The 18,976-nt window shown below is 71.1% G+C and carries 22 protein-coding genes; 4 read left to right on the top strand and 18 right to left on the bottom strand.

Translation table 11 applies throughout. The features are described from left to right. Positions 1 to 120 precede the first annotated feature (120 nt). Complete coding sequence (locus tag Q9R08_RS16445) at positions 121 to 252, top strand: hypothetical protein (protein WP_308869225.1); 132 nt, start codon at positions 121 to 123, stop codon at positions 250 to 252. Here the strand turns inward: Q9R08_RS16445 and Q9R08_RS16440 are convergent. From Q9R08_RS16440 to Q9R08_RS16415, 6 genes are all read right to left on the bottom strand, one after another. Continuing rightward, the gene (locus tag Q9R08_RS16440; RefSeq protein ID WP_308869224.1) at positions 249 to 1,385 is read right to left on the bottom strand and encodes a UDP-N-acetylmuramate dehydrogenase; all 1,137 of its coding nucleotides are present in this window, start codon (positions 1,383 to 1,385) and stop codon (positions 249 to 251) included. The genes Q9R08_RS16445 and Q9R08_RS16440 overlap by 4 nt on opposite strands. A gap of 3 nt (positions 1,386 to 1,388) precedes the next feature. Then, on the bottom strand, positions 1,389 to 1,793 hold the full coding sequence (locus tag Q9R08_RS16435) for a MaoC/PaaZ C-terminal domain-containing protein (RefSeq protein ID WP_308869459.1): 405 nt from the start codon (positions 1,791 to 1,793) through the stop codon (positions 1,389 to 1,391). Positions 1,794 to 1,798: 5 nt separating this feature from the next. Continuing rightward, entirely contained in the window at positions 1,799 to 2,248 is a 450-nt protein-coding gene (locus Q9R08_RS16430) for an FAS1-like dehydratase domain-containing protein (protein WP_308869223.1), read from the bottom strand. A gap of 9 nt (positions 2,249 to 2,257) precedes the next feature. Next, complete coding sequence (locus tag Q9R08_RS16425; protein ID WP_308869222.1) at positions 2,258 to 3,085, bottom strand: sulfite exporter TauE/SafE family protein; 828 nt, start codon at positions 3,083 to 3,085, stop codon at positions 2,258 to 2,260. Further along, on the bottom strand, positions 3,082 to 3,918 hold the full coding sequence (locus Q9R08_RS16420) for a DUF2510 domain-containing protein (RefSeq protein WP_308869221.1): 837 nt from the start codon (positions 3,916 to 3,918) through the stop codon (positions 3,082 to 3,084). Before Q9R08_RS16420 ends, Q9R08_RS16425 begins: the two co-directional genes overlap by 4 nt. A gap of 142 nt (positions 3,919 to 4,060) precedes the next feature. Then, complete coding sequence (locus tag Q9R08_RS16415) at positions 4,061 to 6,121, bottom strand: heavy metal translocating P-type ATPase (RefSeq protein ID WP_308869458.1); 2,061 nt, start codon at positions 6,119 to 6,121, stop codon at positions 4,061 to 4,063. Between the two features lie 308 nt (positions 6,122 to 6,429). Here Q9R08_RS16415 and Q9R08_RS16410 point away from each other — a divergent pair, with 308 nt between their 5' ends. Beyond that, on the top strand, positions 6,430 to 7,812 hold the full coding sequence (locus Q9R08_RS16410; RefSeq protein ID WP_308869220.1) for an alpha/beta fold hydrolase: 1,383 nt from the start codon (positions 6,430 to 6,432) through the stop codon (positions 7,810 to 7,812). Between the two features lie 28 nt (positions 7,813 to 7,840). Here the strand turns inward: Q9R08_RS16410 and Q9R08_RS16405 are convergent, their stop codons facing one another. The 8 genes from Q9R08_RS16405 to Q9R08_RS16370 are packed head-to-tail and all read right to left on the bottom strand — an operon-like array spanning position 7,841 to position 14,772. Beyond that, entirely contained in the window at positions 7,841 to 8,335 is a 495-nt protein-coding gene (locus Q9R08_RS16405) for a GNAT family N-acetyltransferase (protein WP_308869219.1), read from the bottom strand. Positions 8,336 to 8,358: 23 nt separating this feature from the next. Further along, complete coding sequence (locus Q9R08_RS16400; RefSeq protein WP_308869218.1) at positions 8,359 to 9,999, bottom strand: alkaline phosphatase family protein; 1,641 nt, start codon at positions 9,997 to 9,999, stop codon at positions 8,359 to 8,361. Next, positions 9,996 to 10,739: a RibD family protein gene (locus tag Q9R08_RS16395; RefSeq protein ID WP_308869217.1), complete on the bottom strand. Its 744-nt coding sequence runs from the start codon at positions 10,737 to 10,739 to the stop codon at positions 9,996 to 9,998. Before Q9R08_RS16395 ends, Q9R08_RS16400 begins: the two co-directional genes overlap by 4 nt. Further along, the gene (locus Q9R08_RS16390; protein ID WP_308869216.1) at positions 10,736 to 11,671 is read right to left on the bottom strand and encodes a lysylphosphatidylglycerol synthase transmembrane domain-containing protein; all 936 of its coding nucleotides are present in this window, start codon (positions 11,669 to 11,671) and stop codon (positions 10,736 to 10,738) included. The genes Q9R08_RS16395 and Q9R08_RS16390 overlap by 4 nt, the downstream gene beginning before the upstream one ends. A gap of 5 nt (positions 11,672 to 11,676) precedes the next feature. Further along, positions 11,677 to 12,507 (bottom strand): class I SAM-dependent methyltransferase, encoded by an 831-nt coding sequence (locus Q9R08_RS16385; protein ID WP_308869215.1) that lies wholly within the window; start codon positions 12,505 to 12,507, stop codon positions 11,677 to 11,679. After that, positions 12,504 to 13,457 (bottom strand): glycosyltransferase family 4 protein, encoded by a 954-nt coding sequence (locus Q9R08_RS16380; RefSeq protein ID WP_308869214.1) that lies wholly within the window; start codon positions 13,455 to 13,457, stop codon positions 12,504 to 12,506. The genes Q9R08_RS16385 and Q9R08_RS16380 overlap by 4 nt, the downstream gene beginning before the upstream one ends. 56 nt (positions 13,458 to 13,513) lie before the next feature. Beyond that, positions 13,514 to 13,909, bottom strand: a complete 396-nt coding sequence (locus Q9R08_RS16375) for a 6-pyruvoyl trahydropterin synthase family protein (protein WP_308869213.1) — start codon at positions 13,907 to 13,909, stop codon at positions 13,514 to 13,516. Next, positions 13,906 to 14,772 (bottom strand): zinc-dependent alcohol dehydrogenase, encoded by an 867-nt coding sequence (locus Q9R08_RS16370; protein WP_308869212.1) that lies wholly within the window; start codon positions 14,770 to 14,772, stop codon positions 13,906 to 13,908. Before Q9R08_RS16370 ends, Q9R08_RS16375 begins: the two co-directional genes overlap by 4 nt. 188 nt (positions 14,773 to 14,960) lie before the next feature. Here Q9R08_RS16370 and Q9R08_RS16365 point away from each other — a divergent pair, with 188 nt between their 5' ends. Next, a complete protein-coding gene (locus Q9R08_RS16365; protein ID WP_308869211.1) occupies positions 14,961 to 15,713 on the top strand; it encodes a CDP-alcohol phosphatidyltransferase family protein in 753 nt (250 codons plus the stop codon). A gap of 4 nt (positions 15,714 to 15,717) precedes the next feature. Continuing rightward, positions 15,718 to 16,149, top strand: a complete 432-nt coding sequence (locus Q9R08_RS16360; RefSeq protein WP_308869210.1) for a hypothetical protein — start codon at positions 15,718 to 15,720, stop codon at positions 16,147 to 16,149. A 75-nt stretch (positions 16,150 to 16,224) separates the two neighbouring features. Here Q9R08_RS16360 and Q9R08_RS16355 read toward each other — a convergent pair whose 3' ends face one another. The 4 genes from Q9R08_RS16355 to Q9R08_RS16340 all read right to left on the bottom strand — a co-directional run bounded on the left by Q9R08_RS16355 (position 16,225) and on the right by Q9R08_RS16340 (position 18,907). Next, positions 16,225 to 17,595: an MFS transporter gene (locus Q9R08_RS16355; protein WP_308869209.1), complete on the bottom strand. Its 1,371-nt coding sequence runs from the start codon at positions 17,593 to 17,595 to the stop codon at positions 16,225 to 16,227. A 165-nt stretch (positions 17,596 to 17,760) separates the two neighbouring features. Then, positions 17,761 to 17,994, bottom strand: a complete 234-nt coding sequence (locus Q9R08_RS16350; protein WP_308869208.1) for a hypothetical protein — start codon at positions 17,992 to 17,994, stop codon at positions 17,761 to 17,763. Between the two features lie 75 nt (positions 17,995 to 18,069). Next, positions 18,070 to 18,276: a hypothetical protein gene (locus tag Q9R08_RS16345; RefSeq protein ID WP_308869207.1), complete on the bottom strand. Its 207-nt coding sequence runs from the start codon at positions 18,274 to 18,276 to the stop codon at positions 18,070 to 18,072. A gap of 109 nt (positions 18,277 to 18,385) precedes the next feature. Then, positions 18,386 to 18,907, bottom strand: coding sequence for an SRPBCC family protein (locus Q9R08_RS16340; RefSeq protein ID WP_308869206.1), 522 nt, complete (start codon positions 18,905 to 18,907; stop codon positions 18,386 to 18,388). Positions 18,908 to 18,976 lie beyond the last annotated feature (69 nt).

Raw genomic sequence — 18,976 nt, 5'->3', positions numbered from 1 at the left:
TGGTTCTGCGTTCAGGCTCGGCGGTTCGTCGCCAGCCGTGTCAGAAGAATCCGCCACGAACCGTCGACCCGACGCCCGTTCGTTCGTCGTCCCTCATGAGGACGAACGAAAGGCACCACCATGGGACGACGACTGACGATGCTGACAGAGCTGGCGGCGGCGATGGCGAATCTGGCGCCTGCGCACCGCTCGCACCTCCTCGAGGGCCTCGAGGAGGCGTCCGGCGAGGACGACGCCGACGCGAGGGACTAGAGCTCGACGTTCAGGAGCACGGGCTCGGGCTGGAGCACCAGGCCGAACTCGGACTGCACGCGGCCCTGGATGAAGCGGGCGAGCTCGGCGAGCTCAGCGGCGGTGGCGCTGCCCCGGTTCGTGAGGGCGAGCGCGTGCTTGGTCGACAGGCCGGCACGCGAGCGCGGCAGCTTGAATCCCTTGCGCACGCCGGCGTGCTCGATGAGCCACCCGGCACTCACCTTGACGTCCGATTCGACGGTCGGCGTCGGCGGCACATAGCCGTCGAAGTTCGCGAGCGGGATGACGAGCACCGGGTCGAGGTCGGGGTGCACCGGCCACCGCGGGCACGCGTCGGGAAGCGTGCGCGCGAAGGATGCCGACACCACCGCGTTCTGGAAGAACGAGCCTGCGCTGTAGGTGTCGGGGTCGTCGGCGTCCAGCACCATGCCCTTGCTGCGGCGTGTCTCGAGGATGCGGTCGCGCACCCACGCGAGCATCACCTCGTCATCGGGACCGAGCCGCAGGGCGGTGCGCAGCTGGTCGCCGGCGATGCGACGGGCGCCCGGCCCGATCTCGGGAAGATCGAGCGTCACCGTGAGGATCACCGCGCGACGGGCGGGCGCCGACCCGTAGTGATGCTTGAGCACCGACGTGCGGAAGCCGAGGCCCAGCTCGGCGGCGGGCACCGTCGAGACCTCGCCGGTGGACTCGTCGAGGAGCTCGACCTCGGTGAGCGTCTGCACGATCTCCTGGCCGTAGGCGCCGATGTTCTGCACCGGCGCCGCACCGACCGTTCCCGGGATCCCCGACATCGCCTCGAGCCCGCCGAGGCCCGCCTCGACGGCGTATGCGACGAGGGCATCCCAGTCGTGGCCCGCCTGGACCCGCAGGCGCGCGCGACCGGGCAGCGGCGACGGCATCCGTTCGATGCCCCTGGTGAGCACGCGGACGACGGTGCCGTCGAACGGTTCGTCACCGACGAACAGGTTCGAGCCGCCGCCGAGCACGAGCCAGTCGTCGCCCGACGCCCAGACCTCGCGCAGTGCGGCGACCAGCTCGTCGGTCGTCGGCGCGTCGATCATGCGCGCGGGCTCACCGCCGGTGCGCAGGGTCGTCAGCCGCGACAGCGGAATGGGGGTGACCTCGGGCATGCGTCAGACGATCCGCACGCGCACCTGCGCCTTGACCAGCACGGTCGCATCGTTGAACGAGACGGTGAGGTCGATGCGGGCCGATTCGTCGTCGACGGCCCCGACCTTCGCGACGACGGTCACGTCGGCGCCGGTCTCGGCGTCGACCACCACAGGCTTGGTGAACCGCACGCCGTACTCGAGGATGCGGCCGGTATCGCCGATCCACGGCTCGATCGTGCCGACCGCGAGGCCCATGGTGAGCATGCCGTGGGCGAGGACGCCGGGAAGGCCCACCGCGGCGGCGACGTCGTCGCGGTAGTGGATCGGGTTGAAGTCGCCGGATGCGCCCGCGTACCGCACGAGCGACTCCCGGGTGAGGTGCACGGTCCGCTCGGCGACGACGTCTCCGACGGCGAGGGCTGTCAGCGCGCTCACTTGTCGCCCTCCCCCACGAGCAGGATGGACGTCGCAGTCACGACGTGGTCACCCGCGGCATCCGTGATCTCGGACTCGCTCGTCACCATCGCGGCCGCCCCCATCGCGCGGATGCCGGTGACCGACAGCCGGGCGGTCAACTCGTCGCCGGCGATGATCGGCCGCGAGTAGCGGAACTTCTGCTCGGCGTGCAGCACGTTCTGCAGCACGATTCCCGAATCCGGCTCGCCGAGCAGCTGCTTCAGCGTGGACTCGGCGACGACGATCGCGAAGGTCGGCGGCGCGACGACGTCGGCGTAGCCGAGCGCCTGCGCGGCGGCGGGATCGCTGTGCTGCGGGTCATCGGCGAAGACGGCACGCGCGAACTCGCGCACCTTCTCTCGACCCACGAGGTAGGGGGACGTCGGCGGGAAGTCGCGGCCGACGAGCTCGGGGTTCACTGGCACCAGGCCATCCTACCGAGCGGCGTCCGCCGGGCCGGCCGGGCGGGGGCGTCCGCGCCAGGCCCGCAGCGCCATCTGCACGGCGATGACCACGAGGTACGCGGCGAACAGCATGTTGGCGACGAACGGGTCGATGAGGGTCGCGGCCCACGCTCCGAGCGCGGTCGTGGTGCACGCCGCGATGCCCACCACCGCGGCGGCGGCGAGGTCGACGTTGCGCCGGCGGACGTTGCCGATGGTGCCCGAGACGGCGGTCGGGATCATCATGAGCAGCGAGGTGCCCTTGGCGACGAGATCGCTCGTGCCGAACAGCACCATCAGGGCCGGGACGACGATGATGCCGCCGCCCACGCCGATGAGTCCCGACAGGATGCCGGTCACCACACCCAGCACCACGAGGGCCGCTCCGCTGAACCAGGTGAGGACGAGCTCGGCATCCCGGGAGGGGATCACGATGAAGAGGCTCACGATGACCGCCGCCAGGAAGCCGACGAACGCCCACCGGAGCACTGTCAGCGAGAGCCGCGGCAGCAGCCACGTGCCGATCTGGGCGCCGACGACCGCGCCGGCCGCGAGCAGCAGCGCGGGGATCCAGGCGACCGAGCCGTGCACCGCATAGGAGATCACGCCCACGGCCGCCGTCGGCACGATGGCGGCGAGGGACGTGCCGGCGGCGAGGCGCTGGTCGAAGCGGAGCAGCAGCACGAGGAAGGGCACGATCACCGTGCCACCGCCCACGCCGAACAGACCCGACAGCAGCCCCGCGAGCAGGCCGATGCCTACGCAGGCGAGGTAGAACCGGGTGTCGTGAGCGGGACGGGGCGTCTCGGAGGAGCTCATTCGTCGTAGTACAGGTCGTCGATCAGCCACGTGCCGTCGGCTTCGACGAGCGTGTAGTGGTAGACCGTCGAACCGGGAGTCGGATCCGTCGCGTCGCCGTTCCCATCGATGAGCGCGGTGTACGTCTCTTCGGTCGTCACCGCGATCTCGTCGGCCTGGGTCTCGACGGCGGTGACCCTCACCTCGTAGTCGTCGAAGTTCTGGTCGAAGCCCTCGGCATCCGCTTCGAAGGTCGGGCAGTCGGTGAATCCGTTGGCGGCGCGGAAGTTCTCGGTCGTCGCGGCCGTGAAGGCGTCGCAGTCGCCGTCCTGCCAGGCGTCGTCGTAGAGTTCGACCGCGGAGACCGCTGCGCGCTCGTCGTCGGTGGCGCCGGTGCTCCCCGCCGTCGCCGCCGACAGCATCAGCAGCGGGATCAGCACGGCGGCGGCGATCACGATGCCGAGCAGCACGACACCGATCACCACCCACACGATCCACAGCTTCGAGCTCTTGCGCGGCTCGGTGGCGGCGGTGAAGGCGCCGCCCGCGGGGGCGCCTTCGTACACACCCTGCGGGTAGCCCGGATCGCCGGGCGCGTACTGGGGTGCGGCGGCATGACCGGGCTGCGCCGCGACTGCCGGCTGCCCGGTCAGGCCGGGCTGTGCGACGGGAGCGCTCGGTGCCGGTGCCGTCTCGTGCTCGAACCCGAGCTGGCCGGCGACGATCTCGGCCTCGGTCGGGGCGGGCGACGACTCCGCGTCGGGCTGGGCGACGTGCTCCGTCCACTGCTGCCCGTCCCACCAGCGCAGCGCGCCGTGACCGTCGTCGTACCAGCCGGGGGGAGTCGTCGTCATTGTCAAACCCTATCGCCGCCGTGCGAGGGCGTCAGGACGACGGATGCCGCGGCCGACGCGGCCGCCCCCTGCGCATACCGCCGGTCACGACCTCCCCGCAGCGCACCGGCGCTGCGGGGAGACGTGGCGGGAATCGCGCAGATCAACGCTCGAGCACGGCGCGCGCGCTGCGCTCGGGGCTGAGGTCGAGCCGGCGCAGGAGCTGGGCGTTCAGGGCCACGACGACGGTCGACAGCGACATCAGGATCGCGCCCACCGACATCGGCAGCACGAAACCGATGGGCGCCAGGACACCCGCCGCGAGCGGGACCGAGATGAGGTTGTACCCGGCCGCCCACCACAGGTTCTGCGTCATCTTGCGGTAGCTCGCGCGTGACAGCTCGATGACCGACAGCACGGAGCGCGGGTCGCTCGACGCGAGGATGACCCCTGCCGACGCGATCGCGACGTCGGCGCCGGCGCCGATCGCGATGCCGACGTCGGCCCGGGCCAGCGCGGGGGCGTCGTTGACGCCGTCGCCGACCATCGCGACCTTCAGCCCCTCGTGCTGCAGCTCGGCGACCTTGCGCTCTTTGTCTTCGGGGCGGACGCCGGCGAACACGCGGCGGATGCCGAGGGCTTCGGCGACCGAGCGGGCGACGGGCTCGGCATCTCCGGTGATCATCACGACCTCGACGCCGAGCCTCTGCAGCGCGTCGACGGCCTCACGCGACTCCGGCCGGATCTCGTCGGCGAGCGCGAGCCCGCCGACCACCTCCCCGTCGCGCACCACATGGAGGACGATCGAGCCCTGCTCGCGCCACTCCGCAGCGGCACCGATCGGGCTCACGCCGACCTCTTCGAGCAGGCGCGGCCCTCCCACGCGGACGACCTGGCCGTCCACCGTCGCAGTCACGCCCACTGCCGGCGACGACTGGAACCCCGTGGCTGCGGCGAGTGTCAGCCCACGCGCCTGTGCGGCGCGGACGATCGCCTTCGCGAGCGGGTGCTCGCTGTCGGCCTCGGCGGACGCGGCCAGCGCCAGCACGGCGTCGGCGTCGATGCGGCCTGCGCTGACGGTGACGGCCGCGACATCCACGACGGTCGGCTCGCCCTTGGTGAGGGTGCCGGTCTTGTCGAAGAGCACCGCGCCGATCGTGCGCATGCTCTCGAGCGCGAGCCGGTCCTTGACGAGCACGCCGCCGCGGGCTGCGCGCTCGGTCGCGATCGAGACCACGAGCGGGATCGCAAGACCCAGTGCGTGGGGGCAGGCGATCACGAGGACCGTGATCGTGCGCACGACCGCTTCATCCGGCATCCCCAGCACGCTCCACACCACGGCCGTGACGGCGGCGGCGCCGAGGGCGAACCAGAACAGCCAGCCCGCCGCACGGTCGGCGAGGCGCTGCGCCCGCGACGTCGAGTTCTGCGCTTCGGCGACGAGGCGCTGGATGCCGGCGAGCGTGGTGTCGTCGCCGGTCGCCGTGACCTCGACCCGGAGTCCGGAGTCGGTCGCGACGGTGCCGGCGGTGACGTGGTCGCCCGTGGTGCGCGACACGGCCCGGGATTCGCCGGTCACCATGGACTCGTCCATGTCGGCCCGGCCGTCGACGATGCGTCCGTCGGCCGGCACGCTGCCGCCCGGGCGGACGACGACGACATCGCCGACGCGCAGCTCGGCAGGGGCCACCGTCACGATGCGGTCGCCCTCGACGCGCTCGGCCTCGTCGGGAAGGAGCGCGGCGAGGGAGTCGAGCGCCGACGTCGTCTGTGCGAGCGAGCGCATCTCGATCCAGTGGCCGAGCAGCATGATCACGATGAGGAGCGCGAGCTCCCACCAGAACTCGAGCTCGTGGTGGAGCAGGCCCAGGCTCGCGCCCCACGAGGCGAAGAAGGCGACGGTGATGGCGAGGCCGATGAGGAGCATCATGCCGGGACGGCGGGCACGCAGCTCCGACACGGCGCCGGTGAGGAACGGCCAGCCGCCCCAGAAGTACATGACGGTGCCGAGCACGGGCGAGATCCAGCGCACGAGCGGAGCGTCGGGCAGCGTGTAGCCGAGCACCATCGCGAACATGCCCGAGAACGCCACCACCGGGACGGCGAGCGCGAGGTTGATCCAGAAGAGCCGGCGGAAGCGCGCGACGTGGTCCGCGCCGTGGCCCGCGTGGCCGCCGTGCGCGCCGTGCCCCAACGCGGCGGGGTCGTGCGCGGCATGATCCATCGCCGCGTGGTCGTGGGCGGCCGTGCTCGTCGCGCCGTGGTCGTGCGCGGCGTGACCCATCGCGGCGTGGTCCTGTCCGGGGTGGCCTGCACCATGGTGCGCCGCGTGCGGTTGGTCGGCGTGCGCGACGGCGCCCAGGTCGCGGTCGCGATTCGGATCGGTCACGGCATTCTCCTCATCGGTACGAGTTCCTTCATACCCCCTGGGGGTATGAGAGTCAATCGCGCCCCATGACGACGTATTCCCCCATCGCGGATGTCGGAGGATCGGGCCACACTGGCTGCACCTGTCATCACGAAGGAGCCGAAGTGGACATCATCCTGGTCGCGGGCCTGTGGATGGGCGGTTGGGCGTGGTACGAAGTCGCGCCCGCCCTCGAGCGCGCCGGTCACCGTCCGGTCGCCCTCACTCTGCCGGGCATGGAATCGGCGGACGCCGACCGCTCGGCGATCACCTTGGACGACCATGTCGCGGCCGTCGTGGCGGCGATAGACGCCGCACCCGGCGAGAAGGTGGTGCTGGTCGGGCATTCGGCCGGTGCCGGCATCGTCTACGCGGCCGCCGACGCACGCCCGGGCCGCGTGGCCCGCCTGATCCTCATCGGCGGGTTCCCGACGCCCGACGGCGCGCCGCTCCTCTCGGGGTACGAGCCGGTGGGGGCCGACCTTCCGCTTCCCGACTGGAGCGACTTCGACGAGGCCGACCTCCGCGACCTGGGCGAAGGGGGCATGACGGCGTTCCGCGCCTACGCGGTTCCCTCGCCCGCGCTCGTGGTCACCGGCATCCAGCATCTCCACGACGATCGCCGCCGCGGCATCCCCGTGACGGCGGTCGCCACCGAGTACACCGTCGCCGACCTGCGCTCCTGGATCGACGCCGGAGCGCCGCCGGTACAGGAGTTCGCGACCCTCGAGGATGTCACGTTCATCGATCTGCCGACGGGCCACTGGCCACAGCTGACGCGACCGCAGCAGCTCGCACGCATCATCCTCGCGCAGCCGCCGCTCGGCGACGGCACCATCGAGCCCGAGCTCGAGACGATCAGCCCGCGTGCCTTCCACGACTCTGAAGGGGTGGAGGACTGGCGGGTCCTGTACTGGGGCGCGCACGCGTTCTTCCGGGCCGACTCGTTCTCTCAGGGCGCCCGCCTGGTCGCCGAGATCGTCCCGATCGCCGAGGCGCTCGACCACCACCCCGACGTCGATCTGCGTCCCGAAGGGGTGTTCGTCAAGACGTTCAGTCGCCGCGACGGCGCGTTGAGCCGAGCGGATGCCGAACTCGCGGCCGCGGTCTCGCGCGCCGCCCGCGAACTCGGCCTCGAGCCCGACCCGTCCGCGCTCACCGTCGTCGGCATCGCCGTCGCGCAGGGCCCCGATGCCCACGTGCGGCCGTTCTGGAGCGCCGCGCTCGGGTACGCCCCGCTCGGCGCCGAGGACGCCGTCGACCCGCTGCGCCGGAACCCGCACGTCTGGTTCCACCCGCTCGAGCCGGCGAAGTCCGGTCGTGGCCGCACGCATATCGACATCTCGGTGCCCCGCGACCAGGTGGACGCCCGCGTCGCCGCGGCCCTCGCCGCCGGAGGCCGCCTGGCCGACGACTCCCATGCTCCCGAGTGGTGGACGCTCACATCTCCCGACAACCACGGCGTGGACATCGCGGCGTGGACCGACGACTCCGACTTCGCCGGCTGACGAACCCGCCCGTCGGCGGCGTCAGCCGTCAGCGAACCATGCGCGCGTCGACGAGAGCAGGAACGTCGGGATAGGCCTCCTCGACGCCGTCGAACGCGAACCCGTTGCGACGGTAGAACGCGATCGCCCGGGGGTTCTCCTTCGCCACCCACAGCACTGCCGGCTCGTCCCCGACGACCTCGTCGAGCAGCGCCTGCCCGACTCCCGCGCCGTACTCCGAGGCGAGTACGTAGAGCATGTAGAGCTGGCGTTCCCGCGGCGCGTCCTGTCCCTCTGGCGCCGTGCTGGGACCGGATGTCGCGAGGCCGACGATCCGCCCGTCCCGTTCGGCGACGCGGATCCGCCACTCCTCGCGCGGATTCTCCAGCAGCCGACGCCACAAGAGATGGCGTCCCTGCACGTACTCTTCGTCGAAGAACCCCTCGGGCAGGAGGTGCGTGTAGGTCTCGCGCCACGTCACCACGTGGAGATCGGCGATCTCCGCCGCCTCGGCGAGATCAGGAACGCGAACGATGAACGTCATCCCGTCATCCTCCCAGCCCCGGCTCAAGGCGGAGTCCCGAACGCGGTGAAGAATCGGTCGCGGAACTCGTCCATCCGCCACACCGGCGCTCCCGCGCCCGGCCGCAGGCCCGACTCCCAGCCCCATCCCGCGACCGACGCCAAGACGCCCGGATCCTTCGTGATGATGGTGATCGGCACGTCGCGATCGGCATCCGCTCCGCTCACGATCGCGTTGGGCTGATGGTCGCCGAGCGCGACCACGACGAGATCCGGATCGTCGACGTTCTCGAGGAACGAGAACATCGCGCCGAGCGCGTACTCGATCGACCGTCCGTAGAAGCGCTGGACGGTCTGCGGATCTTCCCAGACGTCGCTCGCGGACCGGCTGCGCTCGGGCTGCCCGTCGTAGACCGATCCGTCGCCGATCTGCGACCACGGCACGAGCTCGGGAAGGGGTGCCCACGGCGTGTGAGACGACACGAGGTCGATCTCGGCCATCACCGGTCGCTGCTGATCCCGGAGCTGGTGATCGGCGAAGTGCTTCCACGTGTACTGATCGGGGATCCGCGCATAACCGAAGGACGGGCCGCGGTAGCCCACATTCGTCGCGTCGAGCAACGTTCCGAAGCGATAGAAGTCCCGCCCGACCGGCCAGTCCTGCGTGTTGGACGGCACGTCGCTGACCGTGCGCCAGCCGGCCGCTGCGAACGCCGCGCTCAGCGTCAGCCGCTCGCTGCGCACCACTTCGCTGTAGACCGTCTGCGAGTCGATCCACACACCCGTCTGCAGGGTCGCATGCGCGAGCCAGCTCGCTCCGCCGTAGGTCGGCGAGGTGAGCCACGCGCTCTCGGCGGAGTACCCCTCGGCCGTCAGGGCCTCCTCACCGCGGCGGAGCACCTCGCCGACGCCGTCCGAGATCTCGTCGTCCTCCAGCGCGACCCGGCCGTAGCTCTCGATGAAGGCGAAGACGACGTTCTTGCCGCGCAGCGTCGCCAGCAGCTCGTGCTCGTCCACGTCGGCAAAGGGATCTCCGGCGATCGCCCGCGCGACGGCCGCCCTCGTCTCGAGCGCGGTGACGGTGCGCGAGACGGCCGAGCCGATGGCGCCGCCGGACGCCGCAGCCGCAGGCGGGTCGGCGAGGCCCAGCGGCGGTGCCAGCGCGGCGATGGCCACCCAGACCGCAGTAACCGCCGCGATCGCTGTGCGCCCACGCGCGGCGTGACGCCGGAGCACGGCGTCCACGCGCAGCGCGGCCCACGCCAGCGCCGCTGTCGCGGCCGCGATCAGGGCCGTGGCCGTAGCGACGAGTGCGGCTGCCGGCCCGCCGCCGATCGCCGCCGCGACGACACCGTAGGCGTCGCCGAGCTGCGGCCAGTCCAGCGGCACGAAGTGGATGCCGAGCGCCGCCTCGTAGCCGAGGTCGATGGCCGCGAGCACCACCGCCACGCAGACGAACAACCCGAACGCCGTCGCGAGCACCACGCGCGCCACACGCCACGGCGTCACCGCCAGAACGAGCAGGATGACGATGGACTCCACCGGGATCCGCATGAGGGCCAGCACCGACCCGGTCGCGAGGACGCCGGGAACCAGCGGCAGGACGACGAGCAGGGCGACCGATGCGGCGATCCCGACGCGACCCCGCCATGCCCGGGGCGCCAGGCCGCCCGGCGAGATGCTCACGGAATCTCTGCGGCGACCCGTCCGGCGTCGGCGCTCTGGTCGTCGAGCATGCCGAACCGATCGGAGAGGGCGTAGCGAAGGAGGACGACGTCGCCGATCTGGCTCGTGTCGGCAAGCCGGGCGCGGCGCGAGGCCGTCCACGGAAAGGCCGCGGGACCGACGACGCGCGGCGCGCGCGCCTCGCCGACGAAGAAGGGGGCGATGACGAGATGGAGCTCGTCGACGAGATCCGCGCCGAGGAACTGGGTCAGCACGGTGCCGCCGCCCTCCACCATGAGGCTCCGCACTCCCCGGTGACCGGCGAGATCGTCGAGCAGTGCGGCCATCATGACGCAGTCGTCACCGATTCCGACGACGGTCGCACGATCTCCGAGGCGTCGCCGCAGCTCCGCTTCCCGGTCCCGCGGGCAGTAGACGATGCGGGTCCCCTCCCCCGTCGTGAAGAACGCGGCGTCCGGGGCGAGATCGCCGCTCGCTGTGACGGTGACCTTCGCCGGGGACTCCCTGCGGCCGGACGCCAGGCGTCGCGCGCGGCGGGCGGCATCCCGCACCAGCAGCCGGGGGTTGTCTCGGCGTACGGTCGACGCGCCCACCATGATCGCGTCATGGAGGGCACGCACGTCATCGACACGGTCCAGGTCGGCCGCGTTCGACATCGCCAGCCGGTGGGGCTCGGCGCTGTCGAGGTAGCCGTCGATCGACATCGCGCAACTGAGGGTCACGTACGGTCGTTCGCTCATGCGGATCTCCTCCTCCCGATGATGCCCCTCTGCCGCTGGGAACGGAAGCGACCCGCGAGCAGGGCTATGGCGCCGGGGGCGACGGCGACGACCGTCAGCACGCCGAACGCCGTCGAGACGGCGACGCCCGCGGCGGCACCCAGCCCCGCGAGGGCGAACGCGGCGGCAGCGACCGCCTCGCGGGGTCCCCATCCCCCGATGCTGAGCGGGATCGCGGCCCCGCCGAGCACGATCAGCGCCACGAGGGCGAGTTCCGCGACTCCGGCGTGGACGCCCGCCGCCAGACCCGCGACGACGAACGTGGCTGTGTGCGCGGCGACGACGACGACCGACGCGCCGGTGATCGCGAGGAGCGTCAGCGGCCGGCACACCACGGGCCGCAGCAGTCGGTACTCGCGGCCGATCATCGACCGCCCTCGTCGACTGAACGCCACCGCGCCGACGGCGACCAGCGCGAGCACGACGACGCCGGCGCTGAGCCACGCCAGAGGAGCCAGGGGCGAGGTCAGGCCGAGCGGGAGCAGGATCGCGAGAGTCAGCACGATCTGCACGAGCTGACCGGCGATGCGCTCGGCCGCCACCGCGCGCGCGGCGAGATCCAGCCGGTCGTGGTCGCTCCCGTGGACGTATGCGCGCTGCACGTCGCCCACGACTCCGCCGGGGAGCACCGTATTCAGGAACTGCGAGGTGTAGTACGCGGTGAACGCGTCGCCCCACGCCAGCGGCAGGCCGAACCCCGTCGAGACCATCCGCCACCGCCAGGCGGCCGCCGCTGTCGCGAGCGCCGCGAGTGCGACGGCGGCGAGGATCGTCCACGGCGAGATCGAGGAAAGGCCTTCCACGAACGGCGCGGCGCCGACCACGGCGACGGTCGCGACCACGACGGCGAGCGCCGCCACGATCCGCGCGGCCCTCCGCAGCCGCGGGGGCATGCTCCTCAGCCTGGCCACGCCAGCAGGTCCTCGTGCGACACGGTGACCCGCAGTCGGCCGGCCGCTGCCTGCGCCTGACGACGACCGCGATACGCCTCCGCATCCTCGGCGAGCTCCGGCCGCCATTCGACAGCGGCATCGACCCACCCGTCCAGCCACTCCGCGACGAGGGCACTGTCCCGCCGCCGCAGGCGCCAGGGCGTGGCCGCCCGGCGGACGTGCCAGCCCGCGTCGGCGAAGAGACCAGCGGTCACGGCGACCGCGTCGGGCCCCAGCATCCGCCGCCCGTCGACGTCGCGTCGCTGATGGTCGTCGAAGGCGGCGCCCAGGGCGCGCTCGACCTCGCCGTGCGCCTCGGCCGGCCGCAGCCGCACCGCCCCGGTGACGGTGAGGCTGAAGAGCGCGGGCGTGCCGGCCGCGACACAGGCCGCGACGATGTGGGCGGCCTCCGCCCGCGTGATCACATCCAGGAGCGCGGATGCCGTCACCGCCGACGCGTCGTGAAAGGCATCGATCGGGAGCTCGGCCAGGTCCTCGACGACGACGTCCGCCTCGATGGGTCGACCCCCGGCGTCGGTGACGGCACCGAGGTCCAGGTGCTCGACGATGTCGGCGTCGCCGTCGCGAAGCACCCACCGCTGCGGACCGGGAAGTCGCGGCGCGAGCCAGCGGGTCATCGATCCGGTCCCGGCCCCGAGGTCGTGCAGCACGACGGGCGCGGAGGCCGCGGTGAGCATGCGGGCGAGCTCGTGCGCGAGCTCCGGAGAGCGGGCGGCATCGTCGGCCGGCGCCCGCAGCGCGAGCCAGCCGGCCGTCGCCGTGGAGATCGATGTCATGCGGCCTCCAGCGCCCGGACGACGTGTGCGACGGTGTCGGCCCACGTCGGCAGTGAGGCGCGGGCCGAGACGGCTTCGCGCCGGAGTCGTGCCCGCAGCCCTGGATCCGACATCCACGCCTCCAAGACGTCGGCCAGCGCTGCCGGGTCGTCGGGGCAGACGAGGAGGCCGCCGCCGCCGGCGAGCGCGTCGGGGATGCCGCCGGCCGCGGAGCCGACCACCGGGATCCCCCGGGCGCGCGCATCGGCGATCGCCATGCCCCAGCTCTCGACCCGCGACGGCGCCACGAGCAGCGCGCTCCGGCCGTACGCCTCGGCGAGGCCGTCCTCGTCGAGGACACCGGTCAGCTGCACCCGCCCGTCGAAGGCCGCCGCACGCTCGGCGATGACCGCCGCGAACCGCGGGAACGGCTCGGGCGACCCGACGATCGCGCAGGTCCAGTCGCGCGTTCGCAGCCGTCCGAGAGCATCGAGCAGTGTGTCCTGCCCCTTGTGCGGCGCCAGCACCCCCACGCAGAGCAGGTCCTTGTCGGATGCCGGCACGCCGGCATCCACGTGCTGAACGCCGGGGATGGCGACAGTGATCCGCGACGGATCGGTCAGTCCGCGCCGCGCGAGCTCGCCGGCGGTCCAGCGACTCGTCACGATCACCGCACCGGCGGTGGCCAGCGCGCGGCGCTCGGCATCCGCTTCAGCATCCGTGGCGTCGGGGAACGCCGCCACCACCATGTGCGCCAGCAATACCAGGCGCAGGCGCGACGCCTCGTCTTCGAGAGCCGCCGGCACCCAGCCCGCCACGAGTCCGTCCACGAGCACCAGGGCATCGTCGGGTGCACCGCGGAGAGCGGATGCGGCTTCTCCGGCGTCCGCCACCTCGAGAACTTGCACGGTCCAGCCGTGCGCCGGCAGCCCGTCGCGGATGCGGCGGTCATAGACGTTGCCGCCGCTCACGCGACGGGGATCGTCGACCCCTCCGGGGACGACGAGTCGGACAGAGGGTCCGCTCGTCACAACGCCACCTCGTACGACGCCCACGCCACGTGCGATTCGTGGAGGGTGACGGCGATGCCCGTCAGCCGCGCCGCTCCGACCGCCCCGTCGCGCACGCGCGCCGCGAGCCGATCGCCCACGATCTGGCACAGCCGTTCCGTCGTGGTGTTGACGCCGTGGAGATCCGGCTCGTCGTCGAGATTGCGGTAGGTCAGCGCGCCGACGATCTCGCGCACGAGGTCGCCCGCGCGGCCGATGTCGACGACCACGCCGTCGGCGTCCAGCTCGTCGGCGCGGAACGTGGCGTCGACGAGGTAGGTCGCGCCGTGCAACTGCTGCGCCGGTCCGAAGACGTCGCCGCGCAGGCTGTGGGCGATCATGAGGTGGTCGCGGACGGTGACGCTGAACGTCATGCGGTGCTCCAATCGATCGTGTGGCACAGTTCGCCGGCCGTACCCGCGGCGAGCGCCGCGGTGATCTCGGGCAGCTGCCGCCAGGACGATGTGCCGCCCAGCAGCAGGTCGAACGCGGGATCCTCCAGCAGCCGCAGCGCGACCTCCATGCGATCGCGGGTCGTTCGCGTCGACCGACGGCGGGATGACACCGCACCGACCTGGCTGGAGCGGATCGTGAGCCGCCGCGAGTGGAAGTCGGCTCCGAGCGTGATCGGCACCGGCTCGCTGCCGTACCAGCTCGCGACGATCACCTCTCCGTCGGTGGGCGCCAGCCGCAGGGCGAGCTCGAGCGCCGCTCCGCTGCCGCTCGCCTCGATGACGACATCCGCCTCGGGCCGCGGATCGGACGTGGCGAGCGCAAACTCCGCCCCGAGCGCCCGGGCGATCCGGGCCTTCGCCGGGTCGATGTCGACGAGCGTCACTTCGATGCCCGGGATGCCGCACGCCACCCGCGCGATGGCGCATCCGATCATGCCCGCTCCGACGACGACCACGCGGTCGCCGATCAGCGGAGCGGCATCCCACAGCACGTTGACCGCCGTCTCGACCGCCCCCGCCAGTACGGCCCGCCGGGGCGGGACGTCTTCGGGCACCGGAACGAGCGCCTCGACGGGGACGACGTAGCGCGACTGGTGCGGGACCAGGGCGAACACCGTGCGGCCCAAGAGCTGCGCCGGACCGTCGTCGACCGTACCGACGTTGAGGTACCCGTACTTCACCGGGAACGGGAAGTCGCCACCCTGGAACGGCGCTCGCATGCGCTCCCGCTCGGCTGCGGGCACCTCACCGCGCGCGACGAGCCCCTCCGTTCCGCGGCTCACGCCGGTCCAGAGGGTCCGGACCGATGCCTCACTGTCGGATGGGCCGGGCAGCGATTCCGACCGGAACTCGCCCTCCCCCGGGCCGATCATCCACCATGCGTGCGCGGCATCCTCAGGATCGGGATGAACCGCGGCGGGTATCTGCGTCGTGTCCCCCGTGACCGCCATAGGGAGTACACGGAGCGCACATGGAAAAAGTTCAGTGGGTCCCCTGGTGGTGGGTGGCGGCCGGTGCGGGCGGACTGGTCGCGATCGGAGCCGCGGTCCCGCTATCTCCGACGGCGGTGGCGCTGGGCCTCGCCTATCTGGTGGTGTCCACCGTGCTGCTGACCGTCGGGCTCCGGCGTCGGGGCGCTCTCAGATTCGGGCCCGCGAACGCAGTCACCGCGACCCGCTCGATGCTCGTCGGCCTGGTGACTGCACTGACGGTCGCGGCGCTCGAGGGCGCGACATCCACCGTGCTGCTCGTCACGCTCGTCGCCTGCGCTCTCGCGCTCGACGGTGTCGACGGCTACGTCGCTCGCCGGACGGCGAGCGAGAGCGAACTCGGCGCCCGGTTCGACATGGAGGTCGACGCGTTCCTGCTGCTCCTGCTGTGCGTGTACGACGTGAGGTACGTCGGCTGGTGGGTGCTCTCGATCGGCCTGATGCGGTACGCCTTCGTCGTCGCCGGCGCGATGCTGCCATGGATGCGCCAGACGCTCCCGCCGCGGTACTGGCGGAAGGTCGTCACCGCCGTCTGCGGCATCGCCCTGACCTTGGTCGCGGCGCAAGTGCTGCCGCCGGAGGCGAACCTGGCCGTCGCAGCCGCGGCGCTGCTGCTGATGCTCGAGTCGTTCGGTCGCGACGTCACGTGGCTCGTCCGGTTGAACCTCAGCGGTCGCGCGCTCGTTTCCCTCGAGAAGGCCTCGACGACCGCACCTCCATCGGAGAGCAGGTAGCACCATGACGACCGCATCCACCCAAACCGCCGGGCGCGTGCTCTGGACCATGCGCATCCTCAGCGCGATCGCCCTCCTTGCAGCCGGCGGCATCCACCTGTTCCTGGTCTTCAACGGCACGGGCGGCATCCTGGGCGTGATGTTCGTCCTCAATGCCATCGCAGCACTGGTGCTCGCAATCGGGATGCTGGCACTCCACGGCCGGCTGCTGCAGCTGGCGACGGTGCTGAGCCTGTTGTTCCTCATCGCCACGCTGCTCGCCCTGATCCTCGCGCTGACGGTGGGGCTCTTCGGCATCACCTCGTCCTGGGACCTCATGCTCGTGCCCGAGGCCGTCATCGTGGAGTCCATCGGCATCGTGATCCTGGCGATCACGACGGTGCTGGTGTTCCGCGGGACACCGGCGCTGCCGCCGACGAGACGTCAGGGCACCTGACCTCTGCCGCTCGATCGGCCGACGACGGAGGAACGCCCCGCCACGAGTGGCGGGGCGTTCCTCCGTCGTCACCGGTCAGGCGTCGGCGGTGACCTTCTCGGCGGCCAGCTTCTCCTCGTCGAGGCGGTCGAGTTCGTGCAGCGACGAGCCCTTCGTCTCGCGCAGCGACACCGCTGCGACGAGCGTGATCGCCGCCGCGATCGCCAGGTAGACGGCGACGGGCACGTACGAGCCGGTGCTCGACAGGAGAGCGGTGGCGATGATCGGCGCGAGCGAGCCGGCGACGATCGACGTCACCTGGTAGCCCAGCGAGACGCCCGAGTACCGCATGCGCGTCGGGAACATCTCTGACATGATCGCGGGCTGCGGTGCGTACATGAAGGCGTGGATGAACAGGCCGAGGCTGATCGCCGCGACGATGATCACCGGGTTGCGGGTGTCGAACATCGGGAAGGCCACGAAGCCCCAGGCCGCGGCGCCGATCGTGCCGATGATGTAGACCGGCTTGCGGCCGAGCCGATCGGTCAGGCCTCCGATGAGGGGGATGACGATCATGTGGACGATGTGGGCGATGACGAGCAGCCCGAGGATCTCGGAGGTGTCGACCCCGAGCGCCACCGCCAGGTAGGTGATCGAGAACGTCACGACGAGGTAGTACATGATGTTCTCGGCGAATCGCAGGCCCATGGCGGTCAGCACCCCGCGCGGGTAGCGCTTGATCACCTCGAGCACGCCGTAGCGCACCGCCTTCGACTGCTCGACCTCTTTCTGCACCTCGAGGAAGATCGGTGCATCCGTCACGCGGGTGCGGACGTAGTAGCCGATCGCGACGATGACGACGGAGAGCCAGAAGCCGATGCGCCATCCCCAGGAGAGGAACTGCGCCTCGGTCAGCGTACGGCTGAGGACGAGGAGGACGACGGTCGCCACGAGATTGCCGATCGGCACCGCAGCCTGTGGCCACGACGCCCAGAAGCCACGCGTCTTGTCGGGCGAGTGCTCGGCGACGAGGAGGATCGCACCACCCCACTCACCGCCGACCGCGAAGCCCTGCGCGAAGCGGAGGGCGACCAGGAGGGCCGGAGCCCAGTAGCCGATCATGTCGAAGGTCGGCAGGCATCCCATCAGGAACGTCGCCACGCCCACGAGGATGATCGCGAGCTGCAGGAGCTTCTTGCGTCCGTACTTGTCGCCGAAGTGGCCGAACACGATGCCGCCGAGCGGGCGGGCGATGAAGCCGACGGCGTATGTCACGAACGCGGCGATGATCGGCGCATACGGGTCGTCCGACGGCGGGAACATGATCTTGTTGAAGACGAGCGTCGCTGCGGTGGCGTAGAGGAAGAACTCGTACCACTCGACGACGGTGCCGGCCATCGACGCTGTGACGACTCGCCGCAGACTCGATTGCTTCATCGGCGCCGGGGATTCCTGGCTGGATGCCATGCGCTGGTACCTCCTTGTAGAGCGCGGAGGCGGCTCGGGGGAAGCCGCTCTGCGGGACGATACCTGACGTACGATTCAGGTTTCAAGGGCCAGGACAGCCTCGGCGGTGAGAACTTCTGCAGAACTTCTCATTCACGTCACCGCAGGCCGGTTCGAGGCCTAGGGTCACTCCCAGGACGCGACGAGCATCCAGTGCCCGTCCACCTCTTCGACATCCATGACACGCGTGCGGTGATCCACATCGCTGCGGGCGGTGAAGCGCCAGCTCTGGAAGAGCCGCCCGCCGTCGCATCTCGTCGGCGTGTCGATGATGCGCCACCGCTCCCCCTCGACCACCAGCCGCACCGGCCGCTCGCGTTCGCACCAGACCTGAACATCCTCTCGGGCAGCCATACGCATTTCGCTCTCCTTCATCGAATCTATGTTCGATTGTAGGACGCGCGAAAGCAGCGCACAAGCGCGGATGCCGCGAAGTCAGGCGGACGCGGAGTCGGCGTCGGCGCCCGCTTCGACCGCAGCGAGGTGGATCGCCGCCACGCCCTCACGGAGGGCGCCCACAGGCGCTTCCACGGTCTCGTACTGGGAGGTGAATCCGTTCTCGTCGACCACCGTGATGGTCACCAGCACGTGACCTCGACGCGGCAGTCGCGACGAGGTGCGGGCGAATCTCTTCGTCTTCATTTCCCCTCCGGGTCTCACCGTAACGGGAGCCGCCGACACCGGGGTGATACACGCCCGGGCGCCGGCGACTCGCGTCGACGATGCGACCGGCGAGACCGGTGCGCGCCGGCTAGACCGTCTTGCTCGCAGCGGCCGCGGTCGCCACCTGCCGATGAAGCTCGTCGTGGTCGTCGGTCGTCAGCGCCTCGTCGCCGCCGAAGCTGTACGGCGCCCCCACCCCGGTGTCGATGAGCGCTTTGAGGCTCCCGTCGACGAACATGCCCCATGCATTGGTGCACACGTCGTAGCATTCGTCGTCGGCGGTGAGACCGTCGTGGGTGAACGTCACGCGAGTGCGCCCGTCGACGTCGGCGATGTCGAAGCGGACGGTCGTTCCGTTCCACTCCTGCTTGTCGGCGACGAAGTCGAGATGGCTGCCCGTCACCAGCCACGAGACACGTCGGCCCGGCTCGAGGTCGGTCACCCGGAATCCGCTGTAGTGCAGTCCGGGAACCACGTAGACGAATTCGTCGTCGACGGCGGTGGTCGAGCCGGTGATCCGTCCCCACCAGCTCGAGACGTCGTTGATGGCGTCGTACGCCTCCTGCGGCGAGGCGTCGACCGTGATCGTCGTCGTGTAGTTCGCAGTCATATCCGTGCTCCTTTGCTCGCGACCGATCAGTCGACTTGCGTGATGCAAGTGACCCTACTGTCGGCGCTT

This window comes from Microbacterium psychrotolerans, assembly GCF_031085295.1.
Lineage (GTDB): Bacteria > Actinomycetota > Actinomycetes > Actinomycetales > Microbacteriaceae > Microbacterium > Microbacterium psychrotolerans.
This window is presented reverse-complemented; position numbering and strand designations above follow the sequence as displayed.